This is a genomic window from Paenibacillus sp. P4_A9 (genome assembly GCF_056402415.1).
Genome location: NZ_JBFUHL010000009.1, coordinates 98,950 through 113,155, shown reverse-complemented (window position 1 = coordinate 113,155; position 14,206 = coordinate 98,950). Strand labels below are relative to the sequence as shown.

12 protein-coding genes are annotated in these 14,206 nt (G+C 46.8%); 3 read left to right on the top strand and 9 right to left on the bottom strand.

Annotated features, from left to right (window positions below):
* Nucleotides 1-54: 54 nt before the first annotated feature.
* The gene (locus tag AC1DVJ_RS09770; RefSeq protein ID WP_477590279.1) at nt 55-897 is read right to left on the bottom strand and encodes a phytanoyl-CoA dioxygenase family protein; all 843 of its coding nucleotides are present in this window, start codon (nt 895-897) and stop codon (nt 55-57) included.
* Nucleotides 898-1,098: 201 nt separating this feature from the next.
* Here AC1DVJ_RS09770 and AC1DVJ_RS09765 point away from each other — a divergent pair, with 201 nt between their 5' ends.
* Nucleotides 1,099-1,977, top strand: coding sequence for a helix-turn-helix domain-containing protein (locus AC1DVJ_RS09765; RefSeq protein ID WP_477590278.1), 879 nt, complete (start codon nt 1,099-1,101; stop codon nt 1,975-1,977).
* A gap of 68 nt (nt 1,978-2,045) precedes the next feature.
* Here the strand turns inward: AC1DVJ_RS09765 and AC1DVJ_RS09760 are convergent, their stop codons facing one another.
* The 4 genes from AC1DVJ_RS09760 to AC1DVJ_RS09745 all read right to left on the bottom strand — a co-directional run bounded on the left by AC1DVJ_RS09760 (nt 2,046) and on the right by AC1DVJ_RS09745 (nt 7,621).
* The gene (locus AC1DVJ_RS09760; protein WP_477590276.1) at nt 2,046-3,128 is read right to left on the bottom strand and encodes a Gfo/Idh/MocA family protein; all 1,083 of its coding nucleotides are present in this window, start codon (nt 3,126-3,128) and stop codon (nt 2,046-2,048) included.
* A gap of 193 nt (nt 3,129-3,321) precedes the next feature.
* Nucleotides 3,322-4,038 (bottom strand): response regulator transcription factor, encoded by a 717-nt coding sequence (locus AC1DVJ_RS09755; protein WP_477590274.1) that lies wholly within the window; start codon nt 4,036-4,038, stop codon nt 3,322-3,324.
* A 119-nt stretch (nt 4,039-4,157) separates the two neighbouring features.
* Nucleotides 4,158-5,954: a two-component system histidine kinase PnpS gene (gene pnpS, locus AC1DVJ_RS09750; protein WP_477590273.1), complete on the bottom strand. Its 1,797-nt coding sequence runs from the start codon at nt 5,952-5,954 to the stop codon at nt 4,158-4,160.
* 116 nt (nt 5,955-6,070) lie between these two features.
* Nucleotides 6,071-7,621 carry a fumarate hydratase gene (locus tag AC1DVJ_RS09745; protein ID WP_477590272.1) on the bottom strand — a complete coding sequence of 517 codons (1,551 nt, stop codon included), beginning with the start codon at nt 7,619-7,621 and terminating at the stop codon, nt 6,071-6,073.
* A 117-nt stretch (nt 7,622-7,738) separates the two neighbouring features.
* Between AC1DVJ_RS09745 and AC1DVJ_RS09740 the strand changes: the two genes are divergently transcribed.
* Nucleotides 7,739-8,881 (top strand): polysaccharide deacetylase family protein, encoded by a 1,143-nt coding sequence (locus AC1DVJ_RS09740; protein WP_477590270.1) that lies wholly within the window; start codon nt 7,739-7,741, stop codon nt 8,879-8,881.
* Nucleotides 8,882-8,941: 60 nt separating this feature from the next.
* Nucleotides 8,942-9,544: a 5'-deoxynucleotidase gene (gene yfbR / locus AC1DVJ_RS09735; RefSeq protein WP_477590268.1), complete on the top strand. Its 603-nt coding sequence runs from the start codon at nt 8,942-8,944 to the stop codon at nt 9,542-9,544.
* A 405-nt stretch (nt 9,545-9,949) separates the two neighbouring features.
* Here the strand turns inward: yfbR and AC1DVJ_RS09730 are convergent, their stop codons facing one another.
* From AC1DVJ_RS09730 to citZ, 4 genes are all read right to left on the bottom strand, one after another.
* The gene (locus AC1DVJ_RS09730; RefSeq protein ID WP_477590267.1) at nt 9,950-10,381 is read right to left on the bottom strand and encodes a hypothetical protein; all 432 of its coding nucleotides are present in this window, start codon (nt 10,379-10,381) and stop codon (nt 9,950-9,952) included.
* Between the two features lie 216 nt (nt 10,382-10,597).
* Entirely contained in the window at nt 10,598-11,539 is a 942-nt protein-coding gene (gene mdh, locus AC1DVJ_RS09725) for a malate dehydrogenase (RefSeq protein ID WP_477590265.1), read from the bottom strand.
* Between the two features lie 48 nt (nt 11,540-11,587).
* Complete coding sequence (gene icd / locus AC1DVJ_RS09720) at nt 11,588-12,886, bottom strand: NADP-dependent isocitrate dehydrogenase (protein WP_477590263.1); 1,299 nt, start codon at nt 12,884-12,886, stop codon at nt 11,588-11,590.
* 156 nt (nt 12,887-13,042) lie between these two features.
* Nucleotides 13,043-14,155: a citrate synthase gene (citZ, locus tag AC1DVJ_RS09715; RefSeq protein WP_477590261.1), complete on the bottom strand. Its 1,113-nt coding sequence runs from the start codon at nt 14,153-14,155 to the stop codon at nt 13,043-13,045.
* Nucleotides 14,156-14,206: the final 51 nt, after the last annotated feature.

The window sequence follows — 14,206 nt, the reverse complement described above, 5'->3', positions numbered from 1 at the left end:
GTATGCATAAACCAAAAGAACGCTTTCCCTACGAGATGCGGGAAAGCGTTCTTTTTACTTGCGGCTGTACAATAACGGATTCAGCTCAGAAGCAGCTAGTTCACCAGGCTGTTGGCCAGGAAACCACCGTTTCAAATCACTCTCACGCGCTTTACTATCCGGCTCAGCAATTCGCAAGCCATCCGCATAATAAATGACCGTCATGACTTTACGCATCGTATCCGTCGGATTGCCAGGCGCGCTATGCAGCGTCCAACCCGCATGGAACGTGGCATCCCCTGCTTCCATCGCGCCGTGAGACTTGGTCTCAATGCCCTTACCTTCGATATAACCCGCAAGTGTGCGATGGGATTCGTCCGAAATGACCATCTTATTTATATAACCCATGAGATGGGATTGCGAAGCAAAGGTCATCGAACCGATCGCTTCAGATATCGGTACAAGCGGCATCCACATCGTAATCGTTTTATCCGTATCGAGCGGCCAATAAATTTGATCTTGATGCCAAGGGGTATGACCGCCATAAGGCTCCTTATACAAAGCTTGATCATGGTACATACGTACGCCATCAACACCCATTAAATCGGCAGCAATTTTGGCAAAACGCTTCGCAAAAACGAACCGGCGAACCGCTTCACTTTGTTCCCACAAGTTCGAGATTTGAATAAACGCCTTCCCATACGTATCACGCTGTTCAAGCGGTTTATCTTGGTTATTCAAGGTCTTCACCAAGTTGGAAATGATCGGCTCATAGACGTTAATCTCAGCCTCGTTTGCTACCCCGCGAAGAACAATATGCCCATTGCGTTGGTAGCTTTCCTGCTGCTCTTGCGACAACCTGTAACTGTCTTCTAACAACGGCAAATCATTAACTTGGTTCGATTCAAGATTACTCATGTGCTATGCACCTCAACTTGTCTATTTATAGCTTCATTATACGACCCTGTTCCCAAATAATCTTTGTCAAACAAGGTTATTGATTTGTCAAAAACAACTGGAAAACAAGTGACATCATGCACTACAATAAGAGGTGAGCGCGGAATGCTAAGGCAGTCATATTGATTTTCCACATATCAGTTCAGTAAGAGGTGTTCTTCTATGTATAATGAATTATCTCACACGCATCCCATCGTCCCCTTTATCAGGGAATGTGACTTTGCGGTCCGCAAGCCTTGGAACAATCCCGAGCGCAGACTCTTGGACTATCTATTGGTGTACATACAAGAAGGCACTTGCTGTTTCTGGGTCAATCATCAGAAATATATGTTCTACCCAGGTCAATTCTGCCTCGTCCAGCCAGGCAGCCTGCTTTCATTAGAGGGACTGACAAGCACCGTCACGCCTTATCTCCATTTTGATATCGCCTACAATCCCGAACGGGAAGCCAGCTTCCCTACAAGACCAGGTCAAATTGATCTAACCGCATACAACCATCTGATGCAGCCAACAATTCATGATCTTTTCGGTATAAAAGTTCCCGTTCATGTAGAAGCGCAGAACCCAGCTCTTATGAAAGAAAAGCTCTTGCAAACCATTGAACTTGTCAATGTCCAAGATCCGTTTACACAGCTGAGAACACAGCAGCTTATGTTGGAAATCATCCTTTCTATTTTAGAACCCTATCAGCGCGATGTACCCGTACCAGCTCCAACCTTAAACTGGATCACCTCTTATTTCTCTAATCATTTAAGTGACCCCCTCTCCGTAGAGGCCATGGCTGATCGGGCCAATCTATCTGTTTCTAGATTCAGTTTCCTCTTCAAGCAACGCTACGGGACTTCTCCGTACCAATATTTATTGCAAATGCGTATTCACCATGCAAAAGAATTACTTACGAATACAGAGCTCAACCATGAATCCATTTCGGACTATTGCGGGTTTGCGGATTTACATCATTTTTCTAAAATATTCAAACAACGCACAGGCACATCGCCCGGCGAGCATCGGAAAACAACCAAAAATCCCTCCAACCGATAATGTGCATCGGAAGAAGGGATTTTTCATGTCGTTAACTATTTCCTAGGCATGGGAGGACGTTATCAGTCTTAGTCGAAATACACAGCTTTACCCGTACGTGCTGACTCGTAAATCGCTTCAAGAATTTCGGAAACGACACACGCTTGCTCAGGTGTAACAACTGGATCTGTGTCATTCTCAATCGCTTGAATCCATAATTTCATTTCTAGATCTGATGCAACCTCAGCCTTACCATCATAGAAAGCTACCCCGCCCGCTTTCAGTTCCACTTCTGTCGTGAACAAGCGACTGTGCTTCTCACCGTTAATGCGCAGGCCGCCTTTCATATCAGCGCCGCCTTCCGTGCCGGAGAGCGTACATTTCGCTTCGTCCACTTCAAGCGTATTTAAAGCCCAGCTGGATTCAAGGATAATCGTTGCGCCATTTTTCATCGTAATCATACCAAATGCAGAATCTTCCACCGTGAATTTGGCTGGATCCCAAGGACCCCAAGCATTTGCCGCGTTCTCACGTTGGGAAAGCTTGTGATAGGAAGTACCCAAAACAACGGCCGGCTCATAGTTATTCATCATCCACATCGTCAAATCGAGCGCATGTGTACCGATATCGATCAACGGGCCTCCGCCTTGTTTTTCTTCATCGAGGAACACGCCCCATGTAGGTACAGCGCGGCGGCGAATGGCATGTGCCTTTGCGAAATAAATCTCGCCTAGCTCACCTTCCGAGCAAAGTTTATGTAAATGCTGGCTGTCGCCGCGGAAACGATTGTTATAACCGACCGTTAGCTTTTTGCCAGTACGTTTAGCCGCTTCAACCATTCGTCTAGCGTCAACTGCTGTCTTCGCCATTGGTTTCTCTGACATCACATGCTTGCCAGCTTCCAAAGCGGCAATCGTAATTTCCGCATGGGAGTCATTCGGTGTACATACATGAACGATATCGATGGTGCTATCTTTCAATACCTCGCGATAATCTTCATAGACGCGTGCTTCTCCTTTACCGAACTTCGCAGCAGCTTCCTCTGCTCTCTCGGAAACGATATCACAGAATGCTACCATTTCTACATTGTCCAATTTGCTAAGGCTAGGCATGTGCTTGCCATTGGCAATCCCCCCACACCCAATAATCGCGATCCGATATGTCGTTGACATGATGATCCTCCTCTATAATGATCCTGCAAATTCCTCTTAAGTTAGCAGTCATATGTATACACTAATTATACCCAATACCACCGCTAAAAAAATTCCCGATTTTGCGAAGATTGTATGCGATTGTGTTATCTGCTAAGCAAATCCGCCAAACAGAAAAAAAGCATGGCCGCTGTCTACCCAGCATCCATGCTACTTACTTTTTAATCGAACTCGCAATGAGCTTGTACCCAACGCCGCGAATCGAATCAATTTGAACGGACTGTTGATTCATTTCCAGCTTTTTGCGTAAGGAACTCACATGCACATCCACCGTGCGCTGACCCCCGATATAGTCGAAGCCCCAAACGATATTCATGAGGTCATCACGGGTAACAACCACACCTGGACGTTGAACAAGATACAGCAAAACCTCAAACTCCTTAGGACGCAACGGAATCGACTCGCCGTTCAACACGACCTCATATTTCTCTGGATAAATACGAAGTTCTCCCGCCTGAATGACTTTCTCATTCGATTTGGCGATATCCGCAGCGGCTTCATCTGATTGTGTACGCCGCAGAACAGCAGCCACACGAGCCAGCAGCTCGGCCACCCCAAATGGCTTCGTAATATAATCATCAGCCCCGTGCTTCAAGCCCTGTACGACCTCATCTTCGGCATTTCGAGCCGTTAGGATGATGACAGGCGTACGATTTCCTTTCTGTCTAAGCTTAGCCAGCACCTCAAAGCCGCTTAGTCCAGGGAGCATAATATCCAAAATAATTAAATCATAAGACTGCTGAAGCGCCTCTTGCAGGCCGTCCCCACCATGATCGATTACCTTCGTGTCATAGCCTTCTTGCGAGAGATTATAGGATAATAACCGAGCCAACGTCGGCTCATCTTCAATAACTAGTATCTTCTGTGCCATGGGATCCCTCGCATTTACAGTTTATTAACATTGCACTACTTGAGTGTATCACACAAATGTAAAGGCATTGTAAAGGCTTCATCATCGCTGTGTAAATCCGTAACAAAGATCAACCCATTTCAATGAATCACAGGTAATTCAATAATAAATTTCGTACCTACCCCAACTTCACTTTCGACGCGAATCGTTCCTTTATGCAGCTCCACGAGATGCTTTACGATCGATAACCCGAGTCCGGTTCCGCCTGAGCTTCGGGATCGCGCTTTATCCACTCGATAAAACCGTTCGAAAATACGCGGTAAATCCTTCTTCGGTATCCCCATTCCCGTATCCGAAACAATGATTCGCAGTCGTTCATAATCCCCGTCAACATTGGTCTCTAATGGCTCTACACGAAGCCTGACTTTACCGCCATCTTGCGTATAGGCGATACCATTGGATAGCAAATTGATGATGATTTGGCGCAATCGATCCTCATCTGCTTCGATATACATATCATCTTCTACCGTCATGCTGAGCTCAATATGCTTCTTCTCTGCTTCTTTCCTCAATACACTAAGCGATCTCTCCAGAAATTCCGGCAAATAGACGGGCGAGAAATTCATCGGAATCCGCTTGGATTCAATCTTGGAAAGCTCCAGAATATCCCCAATCAATCGGTTCAACCGCTCACTCTCATCAAAAATGATTTGCAGAAACGACACTGCCGTTTCCTTATCATTCAGCGCGCCCGCCAGCAGCGTCTCGGCAAAGCCCTTAACTGCCGCAATCGGCGTCTTCAGCTCATGCGAGACATTGGCAACGAACTCACTGCGCATTCGCTCTAATCGTCGAACCGCCGTGATATCATGCAGCACGATGAGCACGCCCGACCATTCTTCATCCTCATGCGCGATGGGACTCAAATGGATATCCAATATACGTTCGGCAGGATAATAGAACATCATCTCATCAGAGATCGGTTCCTGAAGCTCGATGCATTCTTGGATCATTTTCGTAAAATCATATTGCTGCTTCGCTTCATTATATTTCTTTCCTAACAGCTCCTGAGAAGAAAATCCCAGAATCGCTTCAGCTGAAGGATTGAGCAGCATAATCCGCTCTTCGCGGTCAATCATCATGATGCCGCTCATCATATTTTCCATGACGCCTTGGAGTCTGCGTTCATTTTCCTGAATCCGCGCCATTTGCCCCTGCAAGCTTTCAGACATTCGATTAATCGCCTGCCCAAGCTGCCCAACTTCATTATTACTATAAGCTGGAACACGAGATTCATAATTCAAATTGGTGATTTGCTGCGCCACTTTGGTCATTCGCTCGATTGGCCGTGTAATCCCTTTGGCAATTCGATAACTGACGATACCTGCAATGACGAATAGAATCGCTAGTCCAGAAATAAGGAAATACCATAAGCTGCGAATGGATTTATCTACTTGCTCTAAGCTCAACGAAATACGTAAATACCCAATTGTCACTTTGGCTTCATTTTTAACGGGAATGGCGGCATACAGCATATTCTCTTTCAGCGTATCACTGTAACGTGTCGTGTAACCGACCCCATTTTTCGCTGCAGTTGCAATTTCTGGTCTTGTTAAATGATTGTCCATTTGCTCTGGCAGTTGATCGGAGTCACCGAGCACTTTACCGTCAGCACGCACATACGTCAATCGCTCGCCCGTTGCGCTCTTCAGTCGATGAGCCTGAGCAGAGTAATACTTAAACAACTCGGCATCCGTCCCTTGATAATCCCATACGCCGCTTGAGGCAATCACATTTAGCTCTCGTTCCATATTTTCTTGTAATGAATTCACATGAGAGCTCTCGAGAACCTTCGCCATGAAAATACCGGCAACCAACATCGAGCATCCAATTAATAAGATTAAAATAAGGGTTAGCTTTGCACGAAATTTGGTCATGGATGCGTAAACCTCCAACAGGGGTATATGCCGTTTTATTCCAAAAAAAAGAAAAAGGGCTACTCTAAATAGTAACCCTAATTTCTATAGATAATCCAGTATTTTTTTTGTAAATGTTATTTAAACACTGGCTCTTTCAGCGCAGCCAGCTTCTCTAACGAATTCTTCTCTACATCTGCATGCAGACTGTTGCCGTGTGAATCCATCGTTACAATCGCAGCGAAGCCTTCTGTTTCTAGATGCCACATCGCTTCTGGAATACCGAATTCCAGATAGTCAACGCCTTCAACCTTTTTAAAGCATTGTGCATAGTATTGTGCTGCTCCACCGATCGCATTCAAGTAGACGCCGCCGTGATCTTTCAACGCTGCTAGCGTTTTAGGACCCATGCCGCCTTTACCGATCACCGCGCGAATACCGAACTTTTTAATAATATCGCCTTGATATGGCTCCTCACGAATACTCGTTGTTGGTCCAGCCGCTTTCACGTGCCACTCACCCGCATCATCCTTGGCCATTACCGGCCCACAATGATAAATAGCCGCTCCGTTCAGATCGATTGGCGCATCGTGATCCATCAAATATTTGTGCAGGGCATCGCGTCCTGTGTGCATCGTTCCGTTAATAACGACCACATCACCGACCTTCAAGCTGCGAATTTGCTCTTCCGAAATCGGAGTCGTCAACACGATCTCGCGACGCTCTTCTTGCGGTGTGTTTCTAGCTTCTTCTGCACTTGCTTCGAAAGCCTCTTGGAACGAAACCTCAATACCTCTTGGGTAAGACCAGCCGTTGATTTCGCCTGTTTCGGCATTCAAAATCACGCCTTGACGACGGAACGCCCAACAGTTGTACGCTACAGAAACGAAGAAGCTAGCTGGTAAACGGTTCATCACGCCAACTTTACAACCAAGTAAGGTCACTTGACCGCCAAAGCCCATCGTGCCGATTCCTAACGTATTCGCGTGCTCCATCACATATTCTTCAACCTTGCGAAGGTCTGGATGCGGGTTCACATCGTCTACACGACGGAACAATTGATGCTTAGCAAGCTCGTAACCGCTTGTCCGGTCGCCGCCGATCCCAACACCGATAAAGCCTGCGCTGCAGCCTTGACCTTGCGCTTGATATACCGCATGCATCACACATTTGCGAATGCCGTCAAGGTCACGACCTGCTTTGCCTACGCCTTCAAGATCAGCTGGCAGGCTGTATTGAATATTTTTGTTCTCGCAGCCGCCGCCTTTGAGAATGAGCTTCACTTCAACATCATCACGTTCCCATTGCTCGAAATGGACGACTGGTGTACCAGGTCCGAGGTTATCCCCGCTATTAGCACCTGTAAGCGAATCGACGGAATTCGTACGAAGTTTCGAAGCTTTCGTCGCATTAGCAACCGCCTCAAGGATGTGTTTCTTCATAATAATTTGGTTTGCCCCAACCGGACAGTGTATAATAAACGTTGGCATTCCTGTATCCTGACAAATCGGGGATACATTCGTTTCCGCCATGTGAATGTTATCGGCAATTCTGGATAGAGATAATGCGGAACGCGTGCCATTATCCTCTTTAATTTGCGCGGCTTGTACCGCACGACGAACATCACCAGGAAGATTCGTAGATGTTTCCACAATTAAATCATAAACACTTTGATAAAAATGTTGCATAACGCTGTCTATCTCCTCTCAATTACCCGCATAATCTTAAAGAATACAAACCATTATACCATACCTCATAGGAACAGTTCGACGGTTCTTGTGAGCAAAACAAGGAGATTCGCTGACATGTACAAAAGAATCGCAATTTCGATTCTCGTTAGTCTCATTGGGCTCACGCTCTTGCTGACACCTCTGCAGGCTGAACGGTCCGAAACCGTCTACTACCAAGATCAGGTTGCCGTCCTGATGTATCATCACATCCATGACACGGATACAAGCTCAAGTACGATCACAAGTGCCCTGTTTCAAAATCAGTTAGAGTCGCTGCTCAGCAAAGGCTATCATTTCATTTCTTTAGATGAGTTTAAAATGTACATGGCTGGCGCAACGGTTCCATCGAACGCCGTTCTGGTTACCTTTGATGACGGGTATCAAAGTTTTTTTACAGGGGCTTATCCCATTCTCAAAAGCTTACGCATCCCCGCCGTCAACTTCGTTATCACGACGGATTTAGCGAACCCCTTGGCCTCTTATATACCATCGATGTCCAAGGAGCAGATCAGTGAAATGACGCATGCGACGAATTTCATCGATATCGGCTGCCACACAGACAACCTTCACCACAAGCTTCCGAGTGGGGAAGCCGCGCTTGTGGGCAGACTCGACGGCGATGCCGCTGATGTTTACCAGCAGCGCGTGTTCTCCGATGCGCAAGCCTGCATAGGCAAGCTTGCTGGGCTCACGGATAATAAGCCGCTCGACGCGATGGCGTACCCGTTCGGCATCACGTCACCTGCGGCGACGGAGCAAGTGGCGAAGGCGGGCATCCGCTATGCCTTCACGATCTCGCCCGAGATGGCGACGCGCAGCGCCGATCGCCTGTTGATCCCGCGGATCAACGCGGGCAGCCCCGGCATCACGCCGGAGCTGCTGCAGCGCTCGATCCAGCGCCGGGTTACGGCGCAGCCGGGCAGCGCGCCGCTGCGCGTGGACGCGGCCGCTGCTGCCGCGCAGCTCGGCGGCAGCGCCACTGCGGAAGGCGGAGAGCTTCGCCTCCGCCTCGGGCAAGAGGCATTCACCCTGCAGGTGAATGCGAAAAAAGCGACGCGCGGCGACAGCGCGCGCGTCCGGCTGCGGCAGCCCGTGCTGCGTGAGCACGGGCAGATCACGATCGCGCTTGACGATCTGCAAGCGCTGATCGGGCAGCTGCTCGTCTACACCCCGGCCACCGGTAAGGTGGCTGTTCGGGTGGCGCCGAGCGTGAAGTAGCCCTTGCGAGCGGGACGTGTTACTCGGCCCATCAATTCAAACATGAAGGAGCTTAGCCCCATGAATCATCACTTTTTCGCTTACTTATATCGACTCAAATATATCGATCGCTGGAGCCTTATGTGGAACATGCGCCGCGAGAACGTCGCCGAGCATTCCTTCTACGTAGCCTCCATTGCACATATGCTGTGCACCATCTCTAACGAAGTCTATGGCGGGAATGTACCGACCGACCGCGTCGTCTCCATTGCGTTGTTCCACGATGCTTCCGAAGTGCTGACGGGTGACATCCCTCAGCCTGTGAAGCACAACAACGAGCAAATTCTGCGCAATTTCCGTGAAATCGAAGATGTCGCGGTTGAGCGCCTGATTGGTACGATTCCCCCAGCACTCAGCAGCATCTACCGCGGGCTCATTCAAGATCCTGACCCTGAGCTCTACCGCTGGGTGAAGGCCGCTGATCTAATCGAAGCCTATATCAAATGCCTAACCGAGCTCTCCACCGGCAATCGTGAGTTCGTCGTGGCGAAGCAACAAGTGCTAGACAGTTTAAAGAAGATGAATATGCCTGAAGTAGACTACTTCCTCCAGCACATGAGTGCTTCCTTCGAGAAAACATTAGATGAAATTACGCTAGACATCGCAGATCCGGATCCTAGCTAGTTAACTAACCCAGCATCAAACCTGAGTCAATTCCGTCCCTATGTGGCTCCTCAACCTGAGAAAGGAGCCACAACAGTCTCTGGACGCAACAAGTCTAACCCCAAAATAACTGGAAAAACTCCAGCTTTTTTCTCGCTTTCCACCCATAAATTTGTAATAGATGGATTTCATGTAGTTAATTTTCTCCATTTTCATCACTTGAGGCGAAAAGCTCGACAATACCTGTAGAAAATCCATCTATTTCTCATTTCCCTGCGATTTTCCCGATTTTAACTGGAGGAAATCCATTTATTCGGTGAGAACCGAAGAATCCCACAACGATCGCAAACAAGCATAAAAAGAACCTCTTACTCCACACATTAGTGGGAATAAGAGGTTCTTTCGCGTACCCGTTCGAAGTTGTTCCTATGATTCAAAAATTTGACGATTTGTCATGATAAAAACAGCAACGACAACCGCTACCGCACCGATCCAGCTGAACACTTTGATTTTCGCAGCATCAGTAACAATGCTCTTGCCTGCAGCACTGTTCGCTCTCAGCTTTTTGATTCTGCTGCCGAGCATGCCAGTAACAGCCCCAACAATAACTAACAGAACCACGGAAAGTATCATCCACAATGCAGACGGATCAACTTCACTGATCATCGCGCCTCCGGATATGAAAGTAACAATCAAAGAAAATTGGCCAATTCGGTTAATCGTAGATAGCAATCCCATGAAGCTTTCTTGTCCAGCGCCAGATAAGCTAGCAGCTCGTCCCACAATGAAAGGGAAAACAACATAAGAGCCAAGCAATAGAGCACTTATTACATGTAAAAAAATCATAACATGGTACATTGAGTCGACCTCCGCAATTTTAATTAGAATCGTTCTCTTTTAGTATACAGAATCGGATTGAACGTAACAAGAAAGCGATGTCATCTTATGAGCAAATTCACCATATCTCCATAAAAATGTGACCATTTATGCAGAAACAACGCCTAATCTTCCATAAAAAATTCACAAAAAAAGGACCAACCCCCTAATGGAGGCTAGCCCTTTATTTTATAACAATTAACCCGCTACAACTTTTATAACATTGCGTACGGATTCAGCTGTTTTATCCAGTGCTGTTCGTTCAGCTTCTGTCAATTCGATATCCATAATTTTCTCAATACCGTTAGCGCCAAGAACTGTAAGAACACCCATGAACAGATTATCATAACCATACTCGCCTTCAAGAAGTGCGATTGTAGGAATGATACGTTTTTTATCTTTAAGTATTGCTTCAGTCATCTGCACAAGGGAAGCTGCTGGTGCGTAGTATGCACTACCGTTACCAAGCAAGTTAACAATTTCTCCGCCGCCAGTACGTGTACGTTGAACGATAGCTTCAATGCGATCAGCTGAGATTAGCTTCTCGATTGGCACCCCGCCAGCGTATGTGTAACGTACGAGAGGAACCATGTCATCGCCGTGTCCGCCAATTACAACCCCTTTAACATCCTCAACGGATACGTTCAACTCTTGGGAGATGAATGTTAGGTAACGAGCTGTGTCAAGGACACCGGATTGACCGATGACGCGATTTTTAGGGAAACCAAGTGCTTGGTAAGCTACGTAAGTCATGGCATCAACGGGGTTACTCAAAATGATCACGATGGAATCAGGAGCAACTTCTCTTACGTTCTCACAAACGGATTTCACGATACCCGCATTTGTGTTAACGAGATCGTCGCGGCTCATCCCCGGTTTACGAGCAATCCCTGCCGTGATGATGACAATATCGGAACCAGCTGCATCCGCATAGTTGGATGTACCTGTAATTTGAGCGTCATAGCCTTGCACTGGACCTGCTTCGAGCATGTCTAGCGCTTTACCCTTCGTAGGGTTTTCTAATTGCGGAATGTCGAGTAGAACAATGTCACCAAGTTCTTTTTGAGCTAGCATTAGAGCAGTAGTAGCACCTGTGAAACCCGCGCCAACAACGGTAATTTTATTACGACGAATAGCCATTTAAAATATACCTCCTCATATTTAGTCTAACTCAACTATAGGTAAGAATTAAGCCATGTTTTTGATGATTTCGTTCGCGAACTCAGAGCACTTAATTTCTTTCGCGCCGTCCATCAAACGTGCAAAGTCATAAGTAACGGTTTTGTTGTTGATGGATGTTTCCAAACCTTTGTAGATCAGATCAGCAGCTTCCAACCAACCAAGGTGCTCAAGCAACATAACGCCGGAAAGGATTACGGAACCTGGGTTAACAACATCAAGACCAGCATATTTAGGAGCTGTACCGTGCGTTGCTTCGAAGATTGCGTGACCAGTCAAATAGTTGATGTTAGCTCCTGGAGCGATACCGATACCGCCAACTTGTGCAGCTAGTGCATCAGACAGGTAGTCACCGTTCAAGTTCAATGTAGCGATAACGTCGAAATCAGTAGGACGAGTCAAAACTTGTTGAAGCGCGATGTCAGCAATCGCATCTTTTACGATGATTTTGCCAGCAGCTTCAGCGTCTTTTTGAGCTTTGTTCGCTGCTTCAGCGCCTTCTGCTTCTTTGATGCGATCGTACTGTGCCCATGTAAATGTTTTATCTGCATATTCACGCTCAGCCAACTCGTAACCCCAGTTTTTGAACGCGCCTTCTGTGAACTTCATGATGTTACCTTTGTGTACCAATGTTAATGTTTTACGGCCATGCTTGATTGCGTACTCGATTGCAGCGCGAACCAAACGCTCTGTACCTTCGGAGGATACTGGTTTAACACCGATACCTGAAGTTTCTGGGAAACGGATTTTGTTAACGCCCATTTCGTTTTGCAAGAAGGAGATTACTTTCTTAACTGCTTCGGAACCAGCTTCCCACTCGATACCAGCGTAGATGTCTTCTGTGTTTTCACGGAAGATAACCATGTCAACTAGCTCAGGACGTTTAACTGGGGATGGAACGCCGTCGAAGTAACGAACTGGACGGGAACATACGTAAAGATCAAGCTCTTGACGAAGTGCCACGTTCAGGGAACGGATACCGCCACCGATTGGTGTAGTAAGAGGTCCTTTGATAGACACGATGTATTCACGCATAGCTGTCAAAGTATCGTTCGGCAACCAGCTGTTGAATTTGTTGAATGCTTTCTCACCAGCAAATACTTCGTACCAAGCGATTTTTTTCTCGCCTTTGTATGCTTTCTCAACTGCTGCATCTAGTACGCGTACGGAAGCTGCCCAGATGTCAGGACCTGTACCGTCACCCTCGATGAAAGGGATAATTGGATTGTTAGGAACTTGAAGTACACCGTTTTCGATCGTGATTTTTTGACCTTCTGTTGGTAGATCGTAAGTTTCGAATTGTGGCATGATGATTATTTCCTCCTCAAATTTGTCTAAAATAGTTTCATCTATATGATGTGCATAGCTATAGGCACACAAAAAGTGACGGGAGTTACAGTACTCCCCCAGACTAGCTGGGCCCAGTACCGAACTGCCCGCACCTTAAGCTTGAAGCACTAACAATTAGCGTTGGCTAATTGGGATATATTTTTGGTTAACTGGACCTGTGTACTCTGCGCGAGGACGGATCAAGCGGTTGTTCTCGTACTGCTCAAGGATATGAGCTGCCCAACCGGATGTACGGCTGATCGCGAAGATTGGCGTGAACAAGTCGCGCGGGATTTCCAATGTTGTGTATACGGATGCCGAGTAGAAGTCTACGTTTGGTTTCAAACCTTTAAGGCCTGTTACCAATTCGTCTGCTTTAATGGACATTTCGTACCATTTCAAGTTGCCTGTCAATTTACCAAGCTCATAAGACATTTTTTGCAAGTGCTTCGCACGAGGATCGCCGTTTTTGTATACGCGGTGACCAAAGCCCATGATTTTGTCTTTGCGCTCTAATTTATCGTTAATGTAAGGAACAACATTCTCAACAGTACCGATCTCTTCAAGCATGACCATAACCGCTTCGTTCGCGCCACCGTGAAGTGGTCCTTTAAGCGCGCCGATTGCGGAAGTGATACCGGAGTAGATGTCTGTAAGTGTTGCTACCGTAACACGCGCTGCGAAAGTGGATGCATTCAACTCGTGGTCAGCATGAAGTACCAATGCTTTGTCCAACGCTTCGATTGCAACTTTATCCGGCTCGTTTCCTGTTAGTTGGAACAAGAAGTTAGCGGCTACAGAAGAATATCCTGGGGAAGCTACTGGCTCTTTGCCTTCACGAATACGTGCGAAAGCTGCGATGATACCAGGAATTTGTGCTTGCAGCTTGATCGCTTTACGCACATTGGATTCCATACTAGCATCATTTGCTTCTGCATCATACAGGGCAAGTGCAGAAACCGCTGTACGAAGAGCTGCCATCGAATTCACATCTTTGGGGAATGTACGAATGAGGTCAATTACCGCATCTGGTACTTTACTGTATGAGTTCAGGTCGCTTTGTAATTTCTCAAGCTCAGCTTGTTTAGGCAATTTACCGAACCAAAGTAAATAAATAATTTCTTCAAATGTCGCATTTTCTGCGAGGTCATCAATATCAATCCCGCGATACGTAAGCACGCCATCTACAATGGAGCTGATCGACGAGGTTGTGGCTACAATTCCTTCTAAACCTTTGGTTGCAGACATGAGAATCTCTCCTTAGCTACTCTATTAGCAAATTATTGCTGTTTCTACTCT